This is a genomic window from Billgrantia antri, from assembly GCF_017868935.1.
In the GTDB taxonomy this organism is placed as follows: Bacteria; Pseudomonadota; Gammaproteobacteria; order Pseudomonadales; family Halomonadaceae; genus Halomonas; species Halomonas antri.
This window is the reverse complement of record NZ_CP053383.1, coordinates 3,067,906-3,091,666: the sequence shown is the minus strand read 5'-3', so window position 1 is coordinate 3,091,666 and position 23,761 is coordinate 3,067,906. Positions and strand designations below refer to the sequence as shown.

The following is a 23,761-nucleotide window of genomic DNA, read 5'->3' as shown; positions in this document are numbered from 1 at the left end:
TCGTCGGCCGTGTGCCGCTGCGAGTCCGGCCGGTGCATGGCGAGGCTCCTGTGAGCGAGTTTCCCTTCGCCGCCGTGGTCGGCCTGGCAGAACTCAAGACCGCGCTGCTGCTCAACGCCATCCATCCCCGCATCGGCGGGGTGTTGATCAGCGGGCCGCGTGGCAGTGCGAAATCCACCCTGGCGCGGGCTCTGGCGGCGATCCTACCTGACGACGGCGAAGAGCGCTGGCCGCCCTTCGTCACCCTGCCCCTGGGGGCCAGCGAGGAGCGCCTGACCGGCAGCCTGGACCTGCAGCGGGTACTCGCAGAACGTGAGGCGGCCTTCCAGCCGGGGCTGCTGGCCAAGGCGCACGGCGGCGTGCTCTACGTCGACGAAGTCAACCTGCTGCCGGACTCCCTGGTGGACCTGCTGCTCGATGTGGCCGCCAGCGGTACCAACGTCGTCGAACGCGACGGTGTCAGCCACTCCCATCCCGCGCGTTTCCGCCTGATCGGCACCATGAACCCGGACGAGGGCGAACTGCGCCCGCAGCTGCTCGACCGCTTCGGCCTCTGCCTCGAACAGCACACTTCGGTCAGCGTGGAAGAGCGCATCGCCATCGTGCAGCAGCGCGAAGCCTTCGACCGCGACCCCCAGGGCTACGTGGCACGCCACGCCGAGGCCCAGGCAGCGCTGACCCAGCGCATCCGGCGTGCCCAGTCGGCGCTGCCGGAGATCGTCAGCGAGGCGTGGGTTTACGAGCACATCGCGCTGGGTTGTCAGGAGGCCGGCGTCGAAGGGCTGCGGGCGGACGTGACCTGGCATCGTGCGGCCCAGGCCCACGCCGCCTGGCGCGGCGCCGCTGCCGTGGCCAGGGAGGATCTGGATATCGTCGAGCCTTGGGTGCTGGCGCATCGGCGGACCTCGCCGTCTGACCAGGCGCCCGGCAGGCACTCGGGCCATAATCCGCCCCCGCCGCCGCCAAGCTCCGGTACGCCACCCGCGTCGAGCGGGCCGGCAGGCTCCGGTAGCGACACGGCTGGCTCAGGCGGCCAGGGGCAGTGGGGCGCCATGCCGCCGGTAGCGCAGAAAAGCGTCAGTGTGCCGGCCCCGAGCCTGTCGGACATGGTCGCGCATGAGCGTGGATCCGATTGCGCCAGGGCTTCCCAGGCGCCTGCTGTGGTCAGGCGTCGGGGCCATCAGCGTCGCTCCTATCTGGTATCGCCCCGGCCGGACTGGTTCGCCACCGTGGCCGCCAATCATGGCCGCTGGCCCTGGCGCCGGCTGCAGTATCGCAAGACGCAAGCCGCTCCGCCGACGGTTCATCTGGTGCTGTTGGATACCTCCGCCTCGACCCTGGGGCGGCAGCTGCTGGGACGGGCCAAGGGGCTGGTCGAGCAGCTGGCCCGGCAGGCCTATGCCGCCCGCGAGCAAATGGCCGTGCTCGGCTTCGGCAATGACGGTGTTACGCCGGTCCTGCTGCGCCGCCGTGCGCCCAAGGCGCTGCGTGAGCGGCTCGACAGCGCCGACGGGGGTGGCGGCACGCCGCTGCGCCTGGCCATCCTGCAGGCGGCGCGGTTGATTCGCCAGTGGCGGCGGCAGGAGGCCGACCTGCAAATACGCACCTACCTGATTACCGACGGCCGCACCCGGCAATCCCTGGCCGGCCTGCCGGCGCTGGGCGATTGCCTAGTGGTCGATACCGAGCAGGCCGCCGTCAGGCGGGGGCGGGGCGAGATCATCGCCGAGCAACTCGGTGCCCGCTATTGTCGCCTGCCGCTGTCGGTGGGCCGTTCATGGGCAGGAGGCCAGGCGTGATGAAGGAACCCGTCGAGCGGACCAGCACCGCCTGTCCAGCACTGTTCATTGCCGCACCGGCCTCGGGCCAGGGCAAGACCACGCTGACCGCGGCGCTGGCCCGGCTGCTGCGCAACCGCGGCAAGGTGGTGAGGGTGTTCAAGACGGGGCCGGACTACCTCGACCCCCAGATCCTGGCCCAGGCCTCGGGCCGGCCGGTGGATCAGCTCGACCTGTGGATGGCGGGGGAGACCTACTGCCGCCAGCGCTTCTTCGAGGCGGCCTGCGAGGCGGATCTGATCCTGGTGGAGGGCGCCATGGGGCTGTTCGACGGCGAGCCCTCCAGCGCCGACCTGGCCGCCCTGTTCGGCCTGCCGCTGGTCATCGTCATGGACGTCAAGGGCATGGCTCAGACCGCCGCGGCGCTGGTGGCCGGCCTGGCGGGCTTTCGCGACGACATCCGCATCGCCGGGCTGATCGCCAACGCCTGCGCCTCGCAGCGCCACCGCGAGCTGATCGAGTCCGCACTGCCACCCAGCGTGCCGCTGCTGGCCGCGGTGGCGAGGGACGGCGCATTGACCCTGCCCGAGCGCCACCTGGGGCTGGTGCAGGCCGACGAGATCCGCACCGAGCTGGAGCAGCGCTTCGAGGCCGGCGCCAGGGCGCTGGACACCGAGGGGCTGGCTGAGGCGCTGCTGCAGCTGCCGCCGGTCACCTTCGAGGCGCCGTGCCAGGCCGCCGAGCCGCCCATGCCGTCGCTGCGGGGGCGGGTCATCGGCGTGGCCCGGGACGCGGCCTTCAGCTTCATCTACCAGGCCAACCTGGATCTGCTGGAGCGCATGGGGGCGACCCTGCGCTTCTTCTCGCCCCTGGCCGACCGCCACCTGCCCCCCTGCGATGCGCTGTGGTTGCCCGGCGGTTATCCCGAACTGCACGCCGCCCAGCTGGCGGCGAACGCGTCGCTGCGTGACGAGCTGCACCGCTTCTTTGCTGCGGAAAAGCCGATCCTCGCCGAGTGCGGCGGCCTGCTCTACTGCCTGGAGAGCCTGACAGATATCGATGGTGAGGCCCACACCATGCTGGGACTGTTGCCGGGCCACGGTGCCATGCGCGGACGCCGCGGCTGCCAGGGCATGCAGACCGCCGAGCTGCCGGAGGGGCCGGTGCGTGGCCACGCGCATCACCGCTCGGTCGCGGAAGGCACGCCTGCGCCCATCGCCTTCTGTCGGCGTCAGCGCCACCCCGCGCCGGGCGAGGCGATCTATCGCCAGCGCGGCCTCACGGCCAGCTACTTGCATCTGTTCTTTCCTGACAATCCCGACGCCCTGGCCCGGCTGTTCACGGCGAGCGGGCAGTCGGCAAGCGCTTTAGAGACTCATTCCATCACTTCACTGGAGTCCCAAGGATGAACCTGCACAAGATCCCCGCCACGGTGGTGACCGGCTTCCTGGGCAGCGGCAAGACCACCCTGCTGGCCGGCATGCTGCGCCAGGTCACCGGCAAGCGCATCGCCGTCATCGTCAACGAGTTCGGCGAGCAGGACATCGACTCCAGCCTGCTGCGCGGCTGTGCCTTGCGCTGTGAAGAGGGTAATGAAGAAGGCCGTGACGAGGCGGGCGCCCCGGTGGAGGTCGAAAACGGCATCTATGAGCTGGCCAACGGCTGCATCTGCTGCACCGTGGAGGAGGAGTTCCTGCCGGTGATGAAGCAGCTGATGGCCCGCCGCGACACGATCGACCATATCCTGATCGAGACCAGCGGCCTGGCCCTGCCCAAACCGCTGGTGCAGGCGTTCAACTGGCCGGAGGTGCGCCGGCACTGCACGGTGGATGCGATCATCACCGTGGTCGACGGTCCGGCGGTGGCCACCGGCCGTTACGCCCATGACGTGGAGAGGGTGGAGGCCCAGCGCCGCGCCGACGCGTCCCTCGATCACGACCCCAGCCTGCGCGAGTTGCTCGACGACCAGCTCAGCGCGGCGGATCTGGTACTGGTCAGCAAGACCGACCTGCTCGAACCGGCCGAACGGGCCCGGGTGGAAGCACTGGTCGCCCAGCGGGTGCCGGCCTCGGTGAAGATCCTGTTCATCGACCAGGGACTGGCCGAGGACCGCGCCCAACTGGAGGCGTTGATGGGCATTGGCGCGGCCAGCGAGGAGGGCATCGACCTTATCGACAACCACCACGATCGCCACCACGCCGAGGGCGCCCACCACGATCACGCCCACGATCACTTCGACTCCTGCGTGATCCGCCTGGGCGAGGTCGACGGCGAGGCCTTGACGGCGCGCCTGCAGCAGCTTCTGAAGCACCACGAGATCTATCGCGCCAAGGGCTTCGCGGCGATTCCCGGCAAGCCCATGCGGCGGGTGATCCAGGCCGTGGGCGAGCGTCTGGACGGCTACTTCGACCGGCTGTGGGGGCAGGACGAGCCGCGCGCCACCCAGCTTGTCTTCATCGGCAAGGGGTTGGATAGCGCGGCCCTGCACGCTGCCCTGTCGGATACCGAGATCGCGACGAGCGCCTGATGCATCTCTTCGCCGCCAAGCCGGGGGGCTTCGTCGACGACGAGGGTATCGTCGATCTGCAGCAGAGCCCCGCCGAGATCGTCATCCTGTCGGCCGCCGACAGTAGCCTGTCGGCCCTGGCCCAGGCGGCGGAGCGCTTAGCCGAGGCGGGCGGTGAAGGCTTTCCCTCGCTGCGCCTGGCCAACTGGATGAACCTGATAAAGCCGGCCGCCTTTGATCTCTACGAGGATCGGGTGCTGGAACAGGCGCGGCTGGTGATCGTCTCTCTGCTGGGTGGCAGCGGCTACTGGCGCTACGGCTTTGATCGCCTACTGGCCTGGGCCGCCGCCGACCGGCGCCGTCAGCTGATCCTGGTGCCGGGCTGCGACGCCCCGGACGACGCCCTGCTGGCGGACTCCAGCGTGCCCTTTGCGCTGGCCCACCGGGTATGGCGCTACCTGCGCGAGGGCGGGGTCGACAACGCCGAGCAGCTGCTGCGCTGTGTCGGCAGCGAGTGCCTTGGGTTGCCGCTGGCGTGGCGCGAGCCTCAGGCGCTACCCGCGGCGCTGCTCTATTTTCCCGCAATATTCGATCGAAAATCGCCGCACGGCCAGCCGGCGGTGACGCTCAACGAGTGGCGAAAGCAGCAGGATGCGACGCGTCCGGTCTGCCTGCTGCTGTTCTATCGCAGCCATCTACAGGGCGCCAACACGGCGGTGCTGGATGGCCTGCTCGAGGTGCTCGAGGCCCAGGGGTTCGCGCCCCTGGCGGTGGCGGTGGCCTCGCTCAAGGAGCCCGCCTGCCTGGCCTTCGTCAACCACCTGATCGAGCAGACCGGGGCCGGCATCGTGATCAACACCACCGGTTTCTCGGTCAATCGTCATGCCGACGAGAGCGAGGCGCCGGATGAAGCGGATCTCGACCAGGACCTCGCGGGGCTCTTCGTCGACCAGCCGGTGGTATTGCAGGCGATCCTCTCCAGCAGCACCGAGGAGGACTGGCAGGCTGAGGCCGGCGGCCTGCGCAGCCGCGACATGGCCATGCAGGTGGTGCTGCCGGAAATGGACGGCCGCATCCTGACCCGGGCGGTGGGCTTCAAGAGCGAGGCCCACTACAGCGAGCGCTGCCAGTTGCCGGTGATCCGCCACGCCCTGCACCCCGAGCGCGCCGCCTTCGTCGCCCGGCTGGCGCGGCGCTTCAGCGACCTGCAGCGCACGCCGAACCGGCACAAGCGCCTGGCGCTGGTGCTGGCCAACTACCCCAACCGCGACGGCCGCATCGGCAACGGCGTCGGCCTCGACACGCCGGCCTCGACGCTGGCGATCCTGCGCGCCCTGGCGGCGGCGGGCTATCCGGTCGACGAGCTGCCGACGGATGGCGATGCCTTGGTGTGGCGACTGCAGGCGGGGGTGACCAACGACCCCCGCGGGCTGGACCAGCGCGGCTGCTGGCAGAGCATCGCCCTCGACGACTACCTGGCCTGGTTCCGGACCCTGCCGCAAGCCCTGCAGGGGGCGGTGTGGCGACGCTGGGGCGCGCCCAGCGAGGACCCCAAGCATCGCCAGGGCCGGCTGATGATCGCCGGCATCCGCCTGGGCGAAACCTTCGTCGGCATCCAGCCGCTGCGTGACTTGGGTGATGACCCGCTCCAGAGCTACCACGACAGCGAGCTGGTACCGCCCCACAGCTACCTGGCCTTCTATCTCTGGCTGCGCGAGCATTACCGGGTGGATGCGCTGATCCACGTCGGCAAGCACGGCAACCTGGAGTGGCTGCCGGGCAAGAGCGCGGCGCTCTGTGCCGAGTGCTGGCCGGACGTCGCCCTGGGGCCGCTGCCGCACTTCTACCCCTTCATCGTCAACGACCCGGGCGAGGGCGCCCAGGCCAAGCGCCGCAGCCAGGCGGTGATCGTCGATCACCTGATGCCGCCGCTGGCCCGTGCCGAACTCTACGGCGCCATGGCCGAACTCGAGGCGCTGACCGACGAGTACTACCAGGCCCTGGGCATGGACCCGCGACGCGAGACCCTGCTGCGCGAGCGCATCCTCGGCCACCTGCGCGACACCGGCATCGACCGCGAGCTGGCGCAGGGCAGAACAGGCGGGGAAGCGGCCGGGGAGACGGATGACGAGCGCCTGCTCAACGAGCTGGACACCTACCTGTGCGACATCAAGGAGTCGCAGATCCGCCACGGCCTGCACGTGCTGGGCAGACTGCCGCCGCGGGACAAGCTGGCCGGGACCTTGGTCGCCATCCTGCGGCTGCCACGGGGCGATACGTCGACCCAGCGAGGCCTGCTGCACAACCTGGCCGCCGACCTGGGGTTGCCGCCGGCGTTCGACCCCCTGGCGGCCGGGGCGGAGCCCTGGCACGGCCCACGGCCTCCCGCGCTGGCCGAGCTGGACGATGCCCCCTGGCGCAGTGCCGCCGATACCCGCGAGCGCCTGGAGCGGCTCGCCCACCGCCTGGTGGAGACGCACGTCGTGGAGGAGGGCTGTCTGGTCAGTCTGGCCCATGACTATCCGATCACCGCCGAGCAGCTGCGCCATGTGCGCGGCGGGCTCTGGGCGGCCATGCAGCGCGGCGTCGAGATGGAGATCCAGTCGCTGCTGGCCGGCCTCGAAGGGCGTTTCGTCCCGCCCGGGCCGAGCGGCGCGCCCAGTCGCGGGCGCCTGGACGTGCTGCCCACCGGGCGCAACTTCTTCAGCGTCGACAACCGCTCGATTCCGTCGCCGGCTGCCTGGTCGCTGGGCGAAAAATCTGCCCAGGCCTTCGTCGAGCGCTATTTGCAGGATCACGGCGACTATCCGCGGAGGCTGGGCCTATCGATCTGGGGTACCGCCACCATGCGCACCGGCGGCGACGACATCGCCCAGGCCTTCGCCCTGATGGGCGTGCGGCCGGTGTGGTCGCTGGGCTCGCGACGGGTGATCGACATCGAGGTGATTCCCGCCATGCTGCTGGGGCGGCCGCGGGTGGATGTCACCCTGCGGGTCTCCGGCTTCTTCCGCGATGCCTTCGCCAACGTCATTCGCCTGTTCGACCGGGCGGTGCGGGCGGTGGCCGAGTACCAGGAGCCGGGGGAGGCCAACACCATCCGTGCGGCGGTCATGGCGCGCCGGCAGGAGCTCGAGGCGCAGGGCCGCTCCCCGGAGCAGGCGGCGCGGGAGGCCGGCTATCGGGTCTTCGGCAGCCGGCCCGGCGAGTACGGCACCGGCCTCAACCGGCTGCTCGACGAGCGCGCCTGGCGGCACGCCGATGACCTGGCCGACGCCTACCTGGCGAGCGGAGCCTACGCCTACGGCCAGTTTCCCGAGTCGGGGGTGGCGGCCCGGGCGGCCTTCGAGCACCAGCTCGAAGGGCTGGAGGCGGTGATGCACAACCAGGACAACCGCGAGCACGACATCCTCGACTCCAACGGCTACTTCGCCTTCCAGGGCGGCATGGCCAACGCCAGCCTCGCGCTCAGCGGCCAGGCGCCGAGCATCTATCACGCCGACCACGCAAATCCGGCTCGGCCGCGCATGCGCAGCCTCGAGCAGGAGCTGGCCCGAGTGATCCGCTCCCGGGTGCTCAACCCCAAGTGGATCGAGGCCATGCGCGAACACGGCTACAAGGGCGCCGCGGAGATGGCGGCGACGGTGGACTACCTGTTCGCCTACGATGCCACTACAGATCTGGTGGCCGACTACCAGTATGCCCAGGTCAGCCAGGCGCTGGTGCTGGATGGCGAGAACCAGGCGTTCCTGCGCGAGCACAATCCGGCGGCCATGGAGGAGATGGCCGAACGCCTGCTCGAAGCGATCCAGCGCGGCCTGTGGCGGGAGCCCGGCGAACAGGGCCCGGCCCTGCAGGACCTGCTGCTAGAAATCGACGAAACCCGGGAGGTGGCGGCGCCATGACGCATCAGGCGAATGAGCCGGCGAGCGCGCCGCGCATCAAGGGCTGGTGTCCCGGCGCCTGGCGCCCCATGGCCTCCGGCGATGGGTTGCTGGTGCGCGTGCGCCCCCCGCTGGGGCGGCTCACCCGGCATCAGATGCTGGCCCTGTGCGAGGCGGCCGAGACCTTTGGCAGCGGCCTGATCGAACTCACCAATCGGGCCAACCTGCAGCTGCGCGGCGTGTCCGACGCCAGTTGGCCCGGGCTGATGGCCTTTCTCGTCGAGCACGTTCTGGTGGCGGTGGACCCACAGGACGAGCGTCGGCTGCCGCTGCTTCTGGCGCCCGACTGGCAGCCGGGCGACGCCACCCATGAGGTGGCGCGACGCTTGGAAGCCCGGCTCGATGCGCTGCCGACACTGCCGGCCAAGATGGGCGTGGCCATCGATGCCGGCGCCGCGCCGCTGCTGGGCGAGGTATCGGCGGATTTCCGTATCGAGCGCTCGCGGGAAGGGACATTGCTGGTACGTGCCGACGGGCGCGAAAAGGGCACCCCGGTGGACTCGCCCGCGGCCGCCGTCGAGCTGCTGATTCGCCTGCTGCACTGGTTCGTCGACAGCGGCGGGATCGATGCCGGACGCATGCGCCGGCACCCGGCGCCGCTGCCGCCTTGGGCGCCTGCCACGCTCAGGCCTGCCGCACCCGGCCCCGGGCCGGCCCTGGGCCAGTACGCCTGGGGCAGGGCGCTGGGCCTGCCGTTCGGCCGGGCACCGGCGGCGATGCTGCGGGCCGCGGTCGCCTCGGATTCGATCAGCGGCGTGCGGGTCACCCCCTGGCGGCGGCTGCTGGTCGAGGGCTTCCCCGCCGGGGCGCCTTCGACGCCGGGGCTGCTGGAGAGCGAGAGCGATCCACGCCTGGCCATGCAGGCCTGTCCGGGCGCGCCCTACTGCGAACAGGCCAGCGTGGCGACCCTGGGCCTGGCCCAGGAATTGGCCGAACGGCTGAACGGACAGGTAGCGGGGAGCATGCACCTGTCCGGCTGCGTCAAGGGCTGCGCCTGCCAGGCGCCGACGGACCTCTGCCTGACCGGGCGGGCGGGGCGCTTCGACCTGATCGTCGGCGGTCGCGCCGATGGGACGCCGGTGGCCACCGGCCTGGATGAATCCGATGTTATCGAACACCTAGAGAAGAATCGCGATGCCTTACGTCTATGAAACGGACGGCCCGGCCATCTACCGGGAGTCCTTTTCCATCATCCGGCGCGAGGCCGAGTTGGCGCGCTTTGCGCCGGAGGAGGAGCCGGTGGCGGTGCGCATGATCCATGCCGCCGGGCTGGTGGAACTCGCCGCGCATATCCACATCCGCGGCGATGCGGTGAACCGGGCTCGCACGGCGCTGGAGCAGGGCGCTCCCATCCTGTGCGATGCGCGCATGGTCTCCGAGGGCATCACCCGCAAGCGCCTGCCGGCGGACAACACCGTCATTTGCACCCTGCACGACGAGTGCGTGCCCGAACTGGCCCGGGAGCTGGCCACCACCCGCTCGGCGGCGGCGCTGGAGCTGTGGCGGCCCCATCTCGACGGGGCGGTGGTGGCAATCGGCAACGCGCCCACCGCGCTGTTCCATCTGCTCAACATGCTGGAAGACCCGGCGTGCCCGCGTCCGGCGGCGATCATTGGCTGCCCGGTAGGCTTCGTCGGGGCCGCTGAATCCAAGCAGGCGCTGTGGGAGAGCACCGCGGCCCCCTGCGTAATCGTCGAAGGGCGCCTCGGCGGCAGCGCGGTGACGGTGGCCGCCCTCAATGCCATGGCGGATCGCAGCGAATGAGCCAGGAAACCATCACACCGGGCACCATCCATGGCGTCGGCCTCGGCCCCGGCAGCCAGGACCTGATGAGCGTGCGCGCCTACCGGCTGATTCGCGGGGCCACCCACGTCGTCTACTTCCGCAAGAAGGGACGTCGCGGCCATGCTCGCAGTATCGTCGAAGGCCTGCTGGCGCCTGACGCGATCGAGATCCCGCTGGAGTATCCGGTCACCACCGAAATCCCGTTCGACGATCCGCTCTACAACGAACTGCTGGCGGCCTTCTACGAGAACAGCGTCGCGCAGCTCCGCGAGATCGCCGAGGCCGGCTGCGATGCGGTGGTGCTGTGTGAGGGCGATCCGTTCTTCTACGGCTCCTTCATGCACCTCTATACCCGCCTGCAGGGGCGGGTGCCGGTGGCAGTGGTGCCCGGCATCACCGGCATGTCCGCTGCCTGGACCGCCACCGGGCGGCCGGTGACCTGGGGCGACGACATCATGACCGTGCTGATGGGTACCCTCCCCGAAGCGACCCTGGTCGAGCACATCGCGCGGACCGATGCCCTGGTGGTGATGAAGATCGGTCGCAACCTGGCCAAGCTCCAGCGCGCGCTGACCGAGGCCGGCCGGGAGCAAGAGGCCTGGCTGATCGAGTACGCCGCCATGCCGCAGCAGCGGATACGACCGTTCCGCGAGGTCGGCGACAGCGTGCCCTACTTCTCCATCGTTGTGATCCATGGCAACGGGAGGCGGCCATGACAGCCAAGAGCAAGCCCGGTTGGCTGAAGGTGGTTGGCCTCGGCCCGGGCAATGCTGCGCTGATCACACCGGAAGTCTCCGCCGCCCTGAGCGAGGCCACCGACGTGGTGGGCTACGTGCCCTACGTCGAACGGGTGGCGCCGAGGCCAGGGCTCACGCGCCATGGCTCGGACAACCGCGAGGAGATCCGCCGCGCGGAGCAGGCGCTGCGGCTGGCCGCCGAAGGGCGGCGGGTGGTGGTGGTCTCCTCGGGGGACCCCGGGGTCTTCGCCATGGCCGCGGCGCTGTTCGAGGCGCTCGAGGCCGGCGAGGCAGAATGGCGCGAGCTGGACATCCAGGTGCTGCCGGGCATCTCCGCCATGCTGGCCGCCAGTGCACGCCTGGGAGCGCCGCTGGGCCACGACTTCTGCTGTATCAATCTCTCCGACAACCTCAAGCCCTGGGCGCTGATCGAACGGCGCCTGCGGCTCGCCGCCGAGGCCGATTTCGCCATGGCCTTCTACAACCCACGCTCCCGCGCCCGGCCGGAGGGCTTCGTCCGCACTCTCGAAGTGCTGCGCGAGGCCTGCGGGGCGGAGCGCCCGATCATGTTCGCCCGGGCCGTCTCCACGCTGGAAGAGCAACTGACGGTCACCACGCTGGGCGAGGCCACGGCGGAGATGGCCGATATGCGCACCCTGGTGATGGTGGGCTCCAGCCAGACGCGCCTGATCCGGCGTGAAGGCGTTCCGTGGGTCTACACCCCGCGCTCGGCCCTGGTGTCTGACTCAGGGCCTGAATCAGGGTCTGGCTCGGAGTCTGATTCAGGAGCCAAATCGTGATGCAGCCAAGCCAACACTGCATCGACCGAGTGCACCTCGCGCCGGGGCGGCGACACCGGCCGCTCGAGCATCACCACCGGCACGCCCAGCCGGCGAGCGGCGTCGAGCTTGGCGATGGCACCCGTGCCGCCGGCATTCTTGCACACGACGCGCTGGATGCCGTGCTCCCGCAGCAGTGCCAGGTCGCCGTCCAGCGTGAAGGGGCCGCGGTCCAGGATGAGGTGGTGGCGGGGCAGGGGCGGCGGCGTCTCGGGGGCTTCGATCAGGCGCAGCAGATAGTGGTGCTGGGGCTGGGCCGCGAAGGCGGCGAGCTGCTGGCGGCCGATGGCCAGCAGGATGCGCTGGGGCGGACCGGCCAGGGCGCTCACCGCCGCTTCGACGCTGGCGACCGGTTCCCAGCGGTCCCCGGCCTGGGGCACCCAGGGCGAGCGGGTCAGGGCAATCAGCGGGATGCCGCTGTGGCTTGCCGCGGTTACGGCGTTGCGGCTCATCTGCTCGGCGAAGGGGTGGGTGGCATCGACCAGATGGGTGATGCGCTGCTCCGTCAGATAGGCGGCCAGCCCCGCCCCGCCGCCGAACCCGCCGATCCGGGTGGGCAGCGGCTGTGGCTTGGGCGCCTGGACCCGGCCGGCGTAGCTGAACAGGGCCGGAATCGAGCGCTCGGCCAAGGCAGCCGCCAGGGCGCTGGCTTCAGTGGTTCCCCCTAGAATCAGGATTTTCATATGACGGACCTTGACGACGCTCCCTGGCTGACCCTGCTTGGCTGGGGGGAAGGTGGCACAGAAGGGCTGACCGCGGCAAGCCGCGAGGCGCTGGAGGCCGCCGAGCTGGTGTTCGGTGCGCGGCGCCATCTACGCCTGCTGCCACCGCTGGCCGCCGAGGTACGGGAGTGGCCGGTGCCCTTCGCCGAGGGCATCCCTCGTCTGCTGGCCGAGCGGGACCGGCGGGTGGTCATGCTGGTCTCCGGTGATCCCTTCTGGTTCGGCGCCGGGGCCACGCTGGCGCGCCATCTGCTCACCGCGGAGTGGCGGGCGCTGCCGGCGCCTTCCACCTTCAGCCTGGCGGCAGGGCGCCTGGGCTGGCCGTTGGAAGCGTGCACCTGCCTCGGCCTGCATGCCCAGCCGCTGACGCGCATCCGGCCCTACCTGCAGCAGAACCGACATCTATTGGTACTGCTGCGGGACGGGAACGCCGTGCATGGGCTGGCCGACCTGTTGGTGCACCTCCGCTTCGGCGCGTCGCGGCTGCACGTACTGGAAGCGCTGGGCGGAGACGACGAGCGCATTCGCTCCATGCGGGCCGACGCCGCCCTGCCCGACGATATCGCCCACCCGGTAGCGGTGGGGCTGGAAGTCGCCGGTGAGGGCCCGGCGTTGCCGCTCACGCCCGGCCTGGCGGACGCGCTGTTCGAGCATGATGGCCAGATCACCAAGCAGGCCGTGCGTGCCATGACCCTGGCCGCCCTGGCTCCGGCAGCGGGGGAGCGGCTATGGGATATCGGTGCAGGGTCTGGCTCGATCGCCATCGAATGGCTGCTGGTTCATCCAGAGAACAAGGTGGTGGCCTTCGAGCGCGACGCCGAGCGGGCAGCGCGGGCGCGGCGCAATGCCGACAACCTCGGTGTCGACTGGCTCGAGGTGGTGGAAGGCGATGCCCTCGACGTTCTGAATCAGGCACAGGGAGACCTGCCGCCGCCGGATGCGGTCTTTATCGGGGGCGGACTATCAGACACCTTGCTGGAGGCGCTGTGGCAACGCCTGCCGCCCGGGGTGCGGCTGGTGGCCAATGCGGTAACCCTGGAGTCCGAGGCCCTGCTGAGCGAGTGGCAGCGGCGGGCCGGCGGCGAGCTGCTGCGCATCGAGCTGGCCAGTGCCGCTCCCCTCGGCAACCGTCGGGGCTGGAAGGCCAGTTACCCCATCGTGCAGTGGCGAGTGACCCGATGAAGGCGGCTCCGAACGCCATGCGCGTGGTCGGCTTCGGCTTTCGCCGTGCGGCACGGCTGGCCTCGCTGGCCGATCTGCTAGCGCAGCTGGAGGCCCGCTATGTCTCCGTTGACCGCCTGGCGGCGGCAGCGTCCAAGCGGGCGCTGGTCGAGGCGCTGGGGCGCGAGCGGGGCATGGCGGTGATCGCCGTGGCCGACGAGGCGTTGCCATCGGCCGTCACTCTCACGCACTCCCACCATAGCCGGAAGGCCCGGGGTACGGGCAGTGTCGCCGAGGCTGTCGCCCTGCTGGCGGCGGGGCCGGGGGCAAGCCTGCTCGCGCCCCGGCTGGTCTCGGCGGATCGGATGGCCACCGCGGCAGTAGCGAGAGGAGCTTTGAGAGGAGAGAGCGCATGACCATACACTTCATCGGTGCCGGCCCCGGTGCGCCGGACCTGCTGACGCTGCGCGGGCGCGACCTCATCGCGGCCTGCCCCGTATGCCTCTACGCGGGCTCGCTGGTGCCCGAGCAGATCCTGGCCCACTGCCCGGAGGGCGCCCGTATCGTCAATACCGCGCCGCTCTCCCTCGACGAGATCGTCGCCGAGATGCGCGCCGCCCATGCCGCGGGCCTGGATGTGGCACGGCTGCACTCGGGCGACCTGTCGATCTGGTCGGCCCTGGGCGAGCAGCTGCGCCGGCTGCGCGAGTTGGCGATTCCCTACACCATCATCCCGGGGGTGCCGGCCTTCGCTGCGGCCGCCGCCAGCCTGGGCCAGGAGCTGACCCTGCCGGGCGTGGCGCAGTCGCTGGTACTGACCCGCACCCCGGGACGGGCCAGCGCCATGCCGAATGGCGAGACCCTGGCCAACTTCGCCGGCAGCGGTGCCACCCTGGCGATCCACCTCTCCATCCACAACCTGTCCCAGGTCGTCGCCGAGCTGCTGCCCTACTACGGTGCCGAGTGCCCGGTGGCCATCGTCTGGCGGGCCAGCTGGCCCGACGAGCGGGTGGTACGGGGGCGCCTGGCGGCGGTGGAAACCCTGGTCGACGACGACACCCTGCAGCGCACGGCGCTGATCCTGGTGGGGCCGGTGCTGGAAAGCGAGGATTTTACCGAGAGCTGCCTCTATTCCGTCGGCTATGACCGTCGCTTTCGGCCGCAGTCGGCGTCGTCGCCCTTTGCCGGCACCGCACCCAGCGACGAGAGGGTCGACAAGAGTGTGGATAAGAGGGGCGAGCCATGATCCATCTGTCGCTGATCGGCATCGGCACCGGTAACCCGGAGCATGTCACCCTGGCCGCGGTGCGGGCGCTCAACCAGGCGGACCTGATCCTGCTGCCGCGCAAGGGGGAGGCCAAGTCGGACCTGGTCGACCTGCGTCGGCTGCTGTGCCGCGATCTGCTGGAATCGTCATCCCGCACCCGGGTCGTGGAGTTCGATCTGCCGCGCCGCGAGGCCCGTGCCGACTACCTGGGCGCGGTGGACGAGTGGCACGGCGCCATTGCCGGGGTGTGGGCGGAACTGATGGCGACGCACCTGCCCCGGGGCGGGCGGGTCGGCATGCTGATCTGGGGCGACCCCTCGCTCTACGACAGCAGCCTGCGGATTGCCCAGCGTCTAGGTGACAAGGGGCAAGCGGTCGCAATCCGCGTGGAGCCCGGAATCACCAGCCTCCAGGCGCTCACCGCCGCGCACCGCATCCCCCTGAATGCGCTGGCCGAACCGGTGCTGATCACCACTGGCCGGCGGCTGCGGGAGCGCGGCTGGCCCAGTGACGCCGAGAGCGTGGCGGTGATGCTCGACAGCGGCGGTGCCTTCCAGGTGCTATCCCCGGAAGGCCTTTTCATCTGGTGGGGGGCCTATCTCGGCATGGACAAGCAGTGCCTGATCGACGGCCCGCTGGTGGACGTGGCCGCGACGATCCTCGAACGGCGTGCCGCCCTGCGCGAACGGCACGGCTGGATCATGGACGTCTATCTATTACGGCGGATGTAATGAAGGAGAGTGCAATAATGAAAACGGTCGACCCCCAGCGCCATGCCGAACGCATGGCCCACAAGCAGAAGATCATGAACGAGCGCATCGCCCGCGCCGACAAGGAGCAGGGCGTGCTGCTGGTTCTCACCGGCCCCGGCAAGGGCAAGAGCAGCTCCGGCTTCGGCATGCTGGCACGTGCCTTGGGCCATGGCATGAAGGTGGGCGTGGTGCAGTTCATCAAGGGCAAGTTTCAGACCGGCGAGGAAGCCTTCTTTCGCCAGCAGCCTAACGTCGATTACCACGTGATGGGCGAGGGCTACACCTGGGATACCCAGGACCGCGACAAGGACGTGCAGGCCGCCGAGGCGGCCTGGGAGGTAGCTAGCGGCATGCTCGAGGATCCTGCGGTCGATCTGGTGCTGCTCGACGAGCTCAACATTGCGCTGCGTCACGGCTACCTGGAGCTCGATCGCGTACTTGACGACCTGCAGGCCCGCCCGGCCATGCAGCACGTGGTCGTCACCGGCCGGCACGCCCCGGAGGCGCTGATCGAGTTGGCCGACACCGTCACCGAGATGCGCGTGGTCAAGCACGCGTTCAAGGAGCAGGGGGTCAAGGCACAGAAGGGCATTGAACTCTAGCTGATGATTCGGCCGGAGCGGATGATGAGCTTCTCCGGCGACAAGCCATCGCGAGGGCGCTGTGAACCCATCCCTGGGCGCTACTTTTGCCCTGCTTCGCTCTCGCATCCTGCTTCGCTAGCAGGACCGGTGCTGGCCATCCATGGCCAGCCCGTTCGGAGCAGTGCTCCTCACCCATGGCAAAAGACCCTCGCTTAGGCTTGTCCCCGGCGCTCATCCTGCCGAGCTCACGCATCATCAGCTTTTCCCTGGCAGTCATCCTGCCGACTCGATCCCTCATGACTTTTTGGAGAGCTGCATGGCAGAACGAAGCGGGCGAGCCGATCACGCCTTTCCCCCGTCACATCGGGAGGGGCTCTACCGTGCCATCCACGAGCGCCGCGACGTACGTGCCCAGTTCCTGCCGGACCCGGTGCCGCCCGAGGTGCTGGCCCGGCTGCTGGACGCCGCACATCATGCGCCGTCGGTGGGCTTCATGCAGCCCTGGGACTTCCTGGTGATCGACAGCCTGGAGGTGCGCGAGCAGGTGCATCGGCTGTTCCTGCGGGAGAACGAGCGGGGAGCGCAGCAGTTTTCCGCTGAGCGGCAGCAGGCTTACCGCCGCCTCAAGCTCGAAGGCATCCTGGAGAGCCCGCTCAACCTCTGCATCACCTGCGACCGTAGCCGTGGCGACGGCCCGGTGCTGGGACGCACCAGCATCGTCGACACGGACCTGTTCAGTACCTGCCTGTCAGTGCAAAACCTGTGGCTGGCGGCCCGCGCCGAGGGCATCGGCGTGGGCTGGGTCAGCATCCTCGATCAGCAAGAGTTGGCGTCGATCCTCGACCTGCCAGAACAGGTCTTCCCGTTGGCGTACCTGTGCCTGGGCTACGTCAGCGAGTTTCTGGAACAGCCCGAACTGGCCCGCTCCGGATGGCGTCAGCGACTGCCCCTCACCGAGCTGGTGCATGGCAACGGCTGGGGGCAGGCGCCGGTGGACGAGGCCCTACACGAGGCGCTGCGAGAGGTGGCCAAGCCATGCCAACCCTGATGATCCAGGGCACCACCTCGGATGCCGGCAAGAGCACGGTGGTGGCCGGGCTGTGCCGGGTGCTGGCTCGGCGCGGGGTGTCGGTGGCGCCGTTCAAGCCGCAGAATATGGCGCTCAACAGCGCGGTGACGGTGGACGGCGGCGAGATCGGCCGCTCCACGGCGCTGCAGGCGCTGGCGGCAGGCGTCGAGCCGCATAGCGACATGAACCCGGTGTTGCTCAAGCCGGAGAGCGACCGCGGCGCCCAGGTGATCCTGCGCGGCCGGGTCCACGGTCACATGGATGCGCTGGACTATCACGCCTACAAGCGCACCGCACGGGAGAGCGTGCTGGCGGCGTGGCAGGCGCTGTCGGCGCGCTTCGATGTGATCGTCGCCGAGGGGGCGGGCAGCCCGGCGGAGATCAACCTGCGCGCCAACGACATTGCCAACATGGGCTTCGCCGAGATGGTCGACTGCCCGGTGGTGCTGGTCGGCGACATCGACCGCGGCGGCGTCTTCGCCCAACTGGTCGGCACCCTGGAGCTGCTCAGCGGGAGCGAGCGCTCACGTACCCATGGCTTCATCGTCAACCGCTTTCGCGGCGACATCGCCCTGCTCGAGCCGGGCCTTGACTGGCTCACCGAGCACACCGGCAAGCCGGTGTTCGGCACGCTGCCCTATCTACAGGGGCTGCTGCTCGACGCCGAGGACAGCATCGGTCGCAGCGGTCGGGTAGGGCCGGGGGCCACGCTCAAGGTTGTGATCCCGGCGCTGCCGCGCATCAGCAACCACAACGACTTCGACCCGTTGCGCCTGCATCCGCAGGTCGACCTTACCTTCGTCGGGCCCGGCCGAGCGATCCCGCCGGCGGATCTGATCATCCTGCCGGGTAGCAAGAGCACCATAGCCGATCTCGCCTGGCTGCGCGCTCAGGGCTGGGAGGAAGCGATACAGCGCCATCTGCGCTACGGCGGCCGTGTGCTCGGCATCTGCGGCGGCTTCCAGATGCTGGGCCGGGCGGTCCACGACTCGGATGGCCTGGAGGGCCCGGCAGGCTCCAGTGATGGACTCGGCCTGCTCGAGTTCGAGACACGCATGGTAGCGGGCAAGCAGCTGCGCAACGTGAATGGGCGCTTGCTAGCCGAGGGCGTAGCGATCAGCGGCTACGAGATTCACAACGGCGTGAGTGAAGGCCCTGACCTGGAGCGGCCTCTGTGTGAGTTGGAGGGAAGGCCCGACGGTGCCGCCAGTGCCGACGGCCAGGTCATGGGGACCTACCTGCACGGTCTTTTCGACCGGCCCGAGGCGTGTGCGGCACTGCTGGCCCGCTGTGGGCTCGGTGCGCAGGGTGCCGCGGTGGATTACCAGCTGCATCGCCAGCAGGAACTCGACCGGCTGGCCGACTGCCTGGAAGCGCACCTGGACATGGCGGCCATCGAGCGCCTGCTGGAGCTCTGAGAGTATCGTCGGAGCAGCTTGGCTGCCGTGCGGGCCCACACCCTGGTGTCGGCCCGCTTGGTGTCAGGCGCAGGGGTTCAGTCCGGGGTGATGGGCAACCGGCGTTTGTGCTCGGTGCGCCGGTAGGTGGTGACGATGGTATCGAAGGCGCTTGCGGAGACCTCTCGGGCTTCCAGGAAGGCGTCGATCTCCTCGTACGTGACGCCGAGGGCTACCTCGTCGAGCTTCTGCGGCGCCAGCGACTCGAGATCGGCAGTGGGGGCCTTGTCCACCAGCGCTTCGGGGGCGCCGAGCTGCTGGCCGAGCAGGCGCACCTGGTGCTTGCTCAGGCCGGTCAAGGGGGCGACATCGCAGGCGCCGTCGCCATACTTGGTAAAGAAGCCCATCAGTGCCTCGGCGGCCTGGTCGGTGCCGATGACCAGGCCGCCGCGGGTGCCGGCCACGGCGTACTGGGCCACCATGCGCTGGCGCGCCTTGATATTGCCCAGCACGAAGTCGCGCTGGTGGGCATCCGTGAACGTCAGCCCGCCGCTCTCCAGCGCCTCCAGCAGGGCGTCGCTGGCGCCCTGGATGTTCACGTCGAGCACTTCATCGGGCTGGATGAAGGCCAGCGCCCTGTCTGCATCGTCGGCATCCTGCTGCACGCCGTAGGGCAGGCGCATGGCAACGAAGGCGGCCTGCTCGCCCTGTTCACGGCGCTTTTCCACGGCGAGCTGTGCCAGGCGACCCGCCACGGTGGAGTCGACACCGCCGCTGATGCCCAGTACCAGTGTCGTCTGGCCGCTCTCGTGCATGGCGTCGCAGAGAAAGTCGCGGCGACGTTCCAGCTCTTGCCGGGGGTCGACCTCCGGGCTGGCCTGTAGTTGCACGCCAATAGCGCGTTGCACGGCTCGGTGTGAGCGTGTCTGCTCTTCGCTCTTCGCCGTGCTCTCTAGGCACAGCCGATGGTAATGGGGCAGGCGCTCCAGGGCGTAGTGGGCGGCGGCCAGGCGCACTTCGTTGCGTTCGCCGTCGAAGCGACGCGTTTCGCAATAATGGTGGTGGCCGCAGTTGTGGCGGAAGGCCCAGGCGAAGCAGACCGTGCCGATGGGGGTATCGTCGTCGCCGGGGTTGGGGCCAGCGATGCCGGTATTGGCCAGGGCCACGTCGGCATCGTTGTTGTCCAGTGCTCCGGCGGCCATTTCGCAGGCCACGGCCTCACTGGTCAGTCCGTAGCGCTCGATGGTGTCGAAGCTGACCCCGAGGTAACGGTGCTTCGACTGGGGCGAATAGACGCCGAGGCCGCAATCTATGCTCTGGCCGCTGCCAGGCACCCGGGCCAGCTCCGAGACGATCAGCCCGGCGGTACACGACTCGGCGGTGGCGAGCTTGAGTTCGTTGTCGATCAAGTACTCCGTGATCGTGTCGAGCAGTTCCATTGCAGGTTCTCCTGTCGCTTCTCTGGCTTGCTACTCAAGCTAGACCACTTGAAGCACCGCTGTCCTTTATCCGTGCCCCATCAGACGTGCGCTGGAGGCGCGAAGCCCGCGAACAGGGCCGGGTCGTCGCTGATGGCGCTGTCGACGCCCCACGTCCAGCGATTGGCGAAGGCCGTTGGGTCGTTGGGCGTGTAGCACAGCAGCCGGTAGCCAGCCGCCTTGATCTCACGAGCGCGGCGGGCAGTGAGCCGGGTCCAGTCGGTATGAATGCTATAGGCCTCTAGTGCCTCGCAGCGTGAGCGCCATTTCTCGGGTACGCTTTCGGTGAGGACGCCGATGGGCAGCAAGGAGGCGTCGGCGAGGGAGCGAGCATGCTGCAGGGCGGGCTGGTTGAAGGAGGAGAGAATCAGCCGTTCCGGCGGCAACGCCTTGAGCAGGCGAGGCACCACCACCTCGGCCAGCTCGGTGCCGCTGCGCGCGCGGGTCACCTTGAGCTCCATGTTGACGCCCATGTCCAGCTCCACCAGCAGCGCCAACATGTCGCTCAGGGTGGCCATGCGCTCGCCACGGAAGTCGTCACCGAACCAGGCGCCGACATCGAGCTTGCGCACCGCGGCGAGATCCAGCGTGGCCAGCCTGCCGTGACCGTCGGAGCAGCGCTTGAGCGTGGCGTCGTGCCAGATCACCGGCGTGCCGTCGCCGAGCAGCTGGACATCGAGCTCCACCCAGCGGAAGCCGGCTTCATGGGCGGCCTTCACCGCCGCCAGCGTATTCTCCGGGGCGTGGGCGGAGAGCCCGCGATGGGCGATCAGTCTGGGCAATGCGATAGCGGGGGGCTTTGGCATGTGGAGCTCCGGTGGAGGGCCCTGGCAGGCTAAACGGTGGCAATGACAGGTTGACGACACCCAGCGCGTGACACGCGTGGAATCGACCGCGACTATGCTAGGCTTGCAGCCTTTGACGATGCAACGAGGCAAGGCATGAAGGTGATGACCCCCGAGCGTGACGAGCAGCGCGATGCCTGGCTCGCCCGTCTGTGCGCCGATATCTATGGAAGGGAAGCGGGGCTGTCGCCGTTGGTCACGTTCACCGGCACACGGCAATTGCTCTTCGCTCATGAAGCTGCGCGTCTGTGGGCGCTGGTGGACGATCAGGGCAGGCCCGGCGCGTTGGCCCTGCTGACGCTCGATGCGTCGGGTTCAGGCATGGCGCTGTGGCTGCACGCCTCGCCCGGCGGCGACCGCGAGAGCCTGCGCCGGTTGATTCGCGAGCTGGCCCAGAAAGCCCCGCTGCGGGTCGACGCGGTGGACCAGGACGAAGAGGCGTTCTTTCGCCGCTGTGGGATCAATCGCTGGTTTGCGGCTCCGGGTGGCCGACGCGTCGGTCTTTCTCCCCATCACCCGGCGCAGGGTGTGGGCGAGCTGGAGCCGGCGTTGAGCTTCGATGACGACGCCGTGCTGCGGCGCTTCAAGCACGACCCGCGTTTCTTCGAACAGGAAAAGCGTCACTTCGTCGACCGGCTGTCGGCCTTCCCCGGCTGAAAGCAGTGGCGGAAGCCTGCGCTTGACCGCCTGAGTGGACAGCGTTGAAATGGGCGCACCGATCATTAGCGGACAAAGGAAAATGACATGGCCAAGCGTATCCAGTTTGCTCGTACCGGTGGCTCCGAGGTGCTCGAGCTCGTCGACGTGACGCCGGCCGACCCTGCGCCTGGCGAGGTTCGCGTCCGTAACGAGGCGGTCGGCCTCAACTTCATCGACATCTACTTCCGCACCGGGCTCTATCCCGTATCGGGGCTACCCTCCGGGCTCGGCACCGAGGGCGCCGGTGTGGTCGACGCCGTGGGCGAGGGCGTTAGCCACCTGAAGGAGGGCGACCGGGTCGCCTATGCCCAGGGTCCGCTGGGGGCCTACGCCGAGTATCATGTGCTGCCTGCCGAGAAGGTGGTGGTACTGCCCGACAGTGTCGACGCAGAGACCGCTGCCGCCAGCATGCTCAAGGGGCTGACCGTACAGTACTTGCTGCGCCAGACCGCCCCTCTCGAGGGTGGCGAGACGATTCTTTGGCACGCCGCGGCCGGGGGGGTGGGCTCCATCGCCTGCCAGTGGGCCCGTGCCCTGGGCGTGAAGCTGATCGGCACCGTCAGTTCGGAGGAGAAGGCGAAGCTGGCCAAGGCCAACGGTGCCTGGGAAACCATCGACTACACCCGCGAGGACGTGGTCGAGCGGGTGCGCGAGCTCACCAACGGCGAAATGTGCGACGTGGTCTACGACTCGGTGGGCAAGGATACCTGGATCACCTCGCTGGACTGCCTCAAGCCGCGATCGCTGATGGTCAGCTTCGGCAACGCGTCGGGGCCGGTCGAGGGTGTCAATCTCGGCATACTCAACCAGAAGGGCTCACTGTTCGTGACCCGCCCCAGCCTCAACGGCTATGCCGATACTCGCGAGCGCCTCGAGATGATGTGCCGCGACCTGTTCGACATGCTCGGCAGCGGCAAGGTCAAGGTCGATATCGGCCAGCGCTTCGCCCTGGCCGATGCCGGCAAGGCCCAGGATGCCCTGGCCGGGCGTCGTACCACCGGCTCGACCCTCCTGTTGCCGTAAGCGCAAGCGCTTCAGCCAAACGCGGCGCCCGCCTCCCTGAGGCGGGCGCCGTCGTTTCGGGCCAGGCTACTCGTTGCTGACGTAGGCACCCATGGCGCGCATGCGCGACTCGAAGCGTGCCACGTTGTCGACCAATTCGTCGGGGCCGAAGGCCACGCACTCGGCCAGCAGCACTTCGATCAGCGTGATGGCAGAGAGAATCGAAGGGAAGAAGTGTGGCGTGGCGTTGGCGACGGTGAAGGTCATGGTGGCGCCAGGGACCAGCGGGGAGCGCAGGGTATCGGTGATGACGATGGCCTTGGCCCCGCCCGCGCGGGCGATTTCCAGGGCGCGCATGGTCTCGGCGCAGTAGGGCTCGAAGCCGAAGGCGACCACCACGTCCCGATCCCCATAGGGAGCCAGCTCCGTCAGCAGCCCGCCCTCCTGGCCGCGGATCAGCTGTACGTTGGGCATGGCGATGCGCCCCACGTAGGCGAAGTGGTAGGCGCAGGCGAAGGTATCGCGAAAGCCCACCACGGCGATCTTGTCGGCGTCGAGCAGCAGCCTGGCAGCCTCGCGCACCCGGGTCTGGTTATCGGCGGTGAACAGGCGGCCGATATTGTCGAAGGCGGCGTCGCCCACATCGAGAAAGACCTGGTCATCGGTCTGGCTGGCCAGGGTGCGCAGGTCGCTGGCGCGCCCCGAGAGCTCCACCGGACCGGCCTGAACGGCGGACTGGAACACGTCGCGAAACTGCTCGTAGCTGTCGAAGCCCAGGCGCTTGGCCAGGCGTACCAGGGTTGAGGCAGTTACGCGCGCCGCGGCCGCCGACTTGCGTATCGACTGGAAGGCGATCTCGACCGGATGCTCCAGCACGTAGCCGGCGGCGAGCTTCAACTGTGGGCTGAGCTCGGGGTAGGCGGCAGCGAGCTGCTGGTTGACCGTGTCCAGGCCGGTCGGCGCCGGGTCCTGGCCACTGTCCAGCTCGGCAGTCTGCGGATCATGTTCCAGCACGGCGGTTCTCCTCGTTGGATCATGGCCCAGCAACGGGACAGGACGGCCGGGGCGAGGCGCATTGTAACGCATGGCAATGGTGAATGAACGAAACGAATGTTTCTAGATTTTTTGCCCAATGGTACATCCGTATTGACGACATGCTGCGCCTTGGCTAGGATGCCGACAACACAAGTGTGCCGCTT

The 23,761-nt window shown here is 69.0% G+C and carries 21 protein-coding genes; 17 read left to right on the top strand and 4 right to left on the bottom strand.

Translation table 11 applies throughout. The annotated features are described in order from the left end of the window. Positions 1–50: 50 nt before the first annotated feature. The 8 genes from HNO53_RS14340 to cobJ are packed head-to-tail and all read left to right on the top strand — an operon-like array spanning position 51 to position 11,547. Complete coding sequence (locus HNO53_RS14340) at positions 51–1,799, top strand: AAA family ATPase (RefSeq protein WP_209473173.1); 1,749 nt, start codon at positions 51–53, stop codon at positions 1,797–1,799. After that, positions 1,799–3,187, top strand: a complete 1,389-nt coding sequence (locus HNO53_RS14335; protein ID WP_209478658.1) for a cobyrinic acid a,c-diamide synthase CobB — start codon at positions 1,799–1,801, stop codon at positions 3,185–3,187. The genes HNO53_RS14340 and HNO53_RS14335 overlap by 1 nt, the downstream gene beginning before the upstream one ends. Beyond that, positions 3,184–4,305, top strand: coding sequence for a cobalamin biosynthesis protein CobW (gene cobW / locus HNO53_RS14330; RefSeq protein WP_209473171.1), 1,122 nt, complete (start codon positions 3,184–3,186; stop codon positions 4,303–4,305). Before HNO53_RS14335 ends, cobW begins: the two co-directional genes overlap by 4 nt. Further along, positions 4,305–8,186, top strand: coding sequence for a cobaltochelatase subunit CobN (gene cobN, locus HNO53_RS14325; protein WP_209473169.1), 3,882 nt, complete (start codon positions 4,305–4,307; stop codon positions 8,184–8,186). The genes cobW and cobN overlap by 1 nt, the downstream gene beginning before the upstream one ends. Continuing rightward, complete coding sequence (locus tag HNO53_RS14320) at positions 8,183–9,376, top strand: cobalamin biosynthesis protein CobG (protein WP_209473166.1); 1,194 nt, start codon at positions 8,183–8,185, stop codon at positions 9,374–9,376. Before cobN ends, HNO53_RS14320 begins: the two co-directional genes overlap by 4 nt. Next, the gene (locus tag HNO53_RS14315; protein ID WP_209473164.1) at positions 9,360–9,989 is read left to right on the top strand and encodes a precorrin-8X methylmutase; all 630 of its coding nucleotides are present in this window, start codon (positions 9,360–9,362) and stop codon (positions 9,987–9,989) included. Before HNO53_RS14320 ends, HNO53_RS14315 begins: the two co-directional genes overlap by 17 nt. Before the next feature lie 11 nt (positions 9,990–10,000). After that, positions 10,001–10,726 carry a precorrin-2 C(20)-methyltransferase gene (gene cobI / locus HNO53_RS14310; protein ID WP_209478657.1) on the top strand — a complete coding sequence of 242 codons (726 nt, stop codon included), beginning with the start codon at positions 10,001–10,003 and terminating at the stop codon, positions 10,724–10,726. Further along, on the top strand, positions 10,723–11,547 hold the full coding sequence (cobJ, locus tag HNO53_RS14305; protein ID WP_209473162.1) for a precorrin-3B C(17)-methyltransferase: 825 nt from the start codon (positions 10,723–10,725) through the stop codon (positions 11,545–11,547). Before cobI ends, cobJ begins: the two co-directional genes overlap by 4 nt. On the opposite strand, the gene HNO53_RS14300 is transcribed toward cobJ, so the two are convergent. Further along, positions 11,463–12,269 carry a cobalt-precorrin-6A reductase gene (locus tag HNO53_RS14300; RefSeq protein ID WP_209473160.1) on the bottom strand — a complete coding sequence of 269 codons (807 nt, stop codon included), beginning with the start codon at positions 12,267–12,269 and terminating at the stop codon, positions 11,463–11,465. The genes cobJ and HNO53_RS14300 overlap by 85 nt on opposite strands. On the opposite strand from HNO53_RS14300, the gene cbiE reads away from it, so the two are divergent. From cbiE to HNO53_RS14265, 7 genes are all read left to right on the top strand, one after another. Then, positions 12,270–13,490 carry a precorrin-6y C5,15-methyltransferase (decarboxylating) subunit CbiE gene (cbiE, locus tag HNO53_RS14295; RefSeq protein WP_209473158.1) on the top strand — a complete coding sequence of 407 codons (1,221 nt, stop codon included), beginning with the start codon at positions 12,270–12,272 and terminating at the stop codon, positions 13,488–13,490. After that, the gene (locus tag HNO53_RS14290; protein WP_242597429.1) at positions 13,487–13,885 is read left to right on the top strand and encodes a cobalamin biosynthesis protein; all 399 of its coding nucleotides are present in this window, start codon (positions 13,487–13,489) and stop codon (positions 13,883–13,885) included. Before cbiE ends, HNO53_RS14290 begins: the two co-directional genes overlap by 4 nt. Further along, on the top strand, positions 13,882–14,715 hold the full coding sequence (cobM, locus tag HNO53_RS14285) for a precorrin-4 C(11)-methyltransferase (protein WP_209473156.1): 834 nt from the start codon (positions 13,882–13,884) through the stop codon (positions 14,713–14,715). The genes HNO53_RS14290 and cobM overlap by 4 nt, the downstream gene beginning before the upstream one ends. Further along, positions 14,712–15,467, top strand: coding sequence for a precorrin-6A synthase (deacetylating) (gene cobF, locus HNO53_RS14280; protein ID WP_209473154.1), 756 nt, complete (start codon positions 14,712–14,714; stop codon positions 15,465–15,467). Before cobM ends, cobF begins: the two co-directional genes overlap by 4 nt. After that, on the top strand, positions 15,467–16,090 hold the full coding sequence (gene cobO, locus HNO53_RS14275) for a cob(I)yrinic acid a,c-diamide adenosyltransferase (RefSeq protein ID WP_209473151.1): 624 nt from the start codon (positions 15,467–15,469) through the stop codon (positions 16,088–16,090). The genes cobF and cobO overlap by 1 nt, the downstream gene beginning before the upstream one ends. Before the next feature lie 298 nt (positions 16,091–16,388). Continuing rightward, on the top strand, positions 16,389–17,120 hold the full coding sequence (gene bluB / locus HNO53_RS14270; RefSeq protein ID WP_209473149.1) for a 5,6-dimethylbenzimidazole synthase: 732 nt from the start codon (positions 16,389–16,391) through the stop codon (positions 17,118–17,120). Further along, on the top strand, positions 17,108–18,559 hold the full coding sequence (locus HNO53_RS14265; protein ID WP_209473147.1) for a cobyric acid synthase: 1,452 nt from the start codon (positions 17,108–17,110) through the stop codon (positions 18,557–18,559). The genes bluB and HNO53_RS14265 overlap by 13 nt, the downstream gene beginning before the upstream one ends. Positions 18,560–18,636: 77 nt before the next feature. Here HNO53_RS14265 and nadE read toward each other — a convergent pair whose 3' ends face one another. After that, positions 18,637–19,977 (bottom strand): ammonia-dependent NAD(+) synthetase, encoded by a 1,341-nt coding sequence (nadE, locus tag HNO53_RS21650; protein WP_338034791.1) that lies wholly within the window; start codon positions 19,975–19,977, stop codon positions 18,637–18,639. 80 nt (positions 19,978–20,057) lie between these two features. Continuing rightward, a complete protein-coding gene (locus HNO53_RS14250; protein WP_209473145.1) occupies positions 20,058–20,822 on the bottom strand; it encodes a glycerophosphoryl diester phosphodiesterase in 765 nt (254 codons plus the stop codon). Between the two features lie 135 nt (positions 20,823–20,957). Here HNO53_RS14250 and HNO53_RS14245 point away from each other — a divergent pair, with 135 nt between their 5' ends. Next, entirely contained in the window at positions 20,958–21,518 is a 561-nt protein-coding gene (locus tag HNO53_RS14245) for a hypothetical protein (RefSeq protein WP_209473143.1), read from the top strand. A gap of 87 nt (positions 21,519–21,605) precedes the next feature. Beyond that, positions 21,606–22,583: an NADPH:quinone reductase gene (locus HNO53_RS14240; RefSeq protein WP_209473141.1), complete on the top strand. Its 978-nt coding sequence runs from the start codon at positions 21,606–21,608 to the stop codon at positions 22,581–22,583. Positions 22,584–22,649: 66 nt separating this feature from the next. Here the strand turns inward: HNO53_RS14240 and HNO53_RS14235 are convergent, their stop codons facing one another. After that, the gene (locus HNO53_RS14235; RefSeq protein WP_242597428.1) at positions 22,650–23,576 is read right to left on the bottom strand and encodes a MurR/RpiR family transcriptional regulator; all 927 of its coding nucleotides are present in this window, start codon (positions 23,574–23,576) and stop codon (positions 22,650–22,652) included. Positions 23,577–23,761 lie beyond the last annotated feature (185 nt).

What these genes read in the sequence shown, in the direction of transcription:
- HNO53_RS14335 (WP_209478658.1), top strand. Translation starts at nt 1,799, where the DNA reads ATGAAGGAACCCGTCGAGCGGACCAGCACCGCCTGTCCAGCACTGTTC.
- cobW (WP_209473171.1), top strand. Translation starts at nt 3,184, where the DNA reads ATGAACCTGCACAAGATCCCCGCCACGGTGGTGACCGGCTTCCTGGGC.
- cobN (WP_209473169.1), top strand. Translation starts at nt 4,305, where the DNA reads ATGCATCTCTTCGCCGCCAAGCCGGGGGGCTTCGTCGACGACGAGGGT.
- HNO53_RS14320 (WP_209473166.1), top strand. Translation starts at nt 8,183, where the DNA reads ATGACGCATCAGGCGAATGAGCCGGCGAGCGCGCCGCGCATCAAGGGC.
- HNO53_RS14315 (WP_209473164.1), top strand. Translation starts at nt 9,360, where the DNA reads ATGCCTTACGTCTATGAAACGGACGGCCCGGCCATCTACCGGGAGTCC.
- cobJ (WP_209473162.1), top strand. Translation starts at nt 10,723, where the DNA reads ATGACAGCCAAGAGCAAGCCCGGTTGGCTGAAGGTGGTTGGCCTCGGC.
- HNO53_RS14300 (WP_209473160.1), bottom strand. Translation starts at nt 12,269, where the DNA reads ATGAAAATCCTGATTCTAGGGGGAACCACTGAAGCCAGCGCCCTGGCG.
- cbiE (WP_209473158.1), top strand. Translation starts at nt 12,270, where the DNA reads ATGACGGACCTTGACGACGCTCCCTGGCTGACCCTGCTTGGCTGGGGG.
- HNO53_RS14290 (WP_242597429.1), top strand. Translation starts at nt 13,487, where the DNA reads ATGAAGGCGGCTCCGAACGCCATGCGCGTGGTCGGCTTCGGCTTTCGC.
- cobM (WP_209473156.1), top strand. Translation starts at nt 13,882, where the DNA reads ATGACCATACACTTCATCGGTGCCGGCCCCGGTGCGCCGGACCTGCTG.
- cobF (WP_209473154.1), top strand. Translation starts at nt 14,712, where the DNA reads ATGATCCATCTGTCGCTGATCGGCATCGGCACCGGTAACCCGGAGCAT.
- cobO (WP_209473151.1), top strand. Translation starts at nt 15,467, where the DNA reads ATGAAGGAGAGTGCAATAATGAAAACGGTCGACCCCCAGCGCCATGCC.
- bluB (WP_209473149.1), top strand. Translation starts at nt 16,389, where the DNA reads ATGGCAGAACGAAGCGGGCGAGCCGATCACGCCTTTCCCCCGTCACAT.
- HNO53_RS14265 (WP_209473147.1), top strand. Translation starts at nt 17,108, where the DNA reads ATGCCAACCCTGATGATCCAGGGCACCACCTCGGATGCCGGCAAGAGC.
- nadE (WP_338034791.1), bottom strand. Translation starts at nt 19,977, where the DNA reads ATGGAACTGCTCGACACGATCACGGAGTACTTGATCGACAACGAACTC.
- HNO53_RS14250 (WP_209473145.1), bottom strand. Translation starts at nt 20,822, where the DNA reads ATGCCAAAGCCCCCCGCTATCGCATTGCCCAGACTGATCGCCCATCGC.
- HNO53_RS14245 (WP_209473143.1), top strand. Translation starts at nt 20,958, where the DNA reads ATGAAGGTGATGACCCCCGAGCGTGACGAGCAGCGCGATGCCTGGCTC.
- HNO53_RS14240 (WP_209473141.1), top strand. Translation starts at nt 21,606, where the DNA reads ATGGCCAAGCGTATCCAGTTTGCTCGTACCGGTGGCTCCGAGGTGCTC.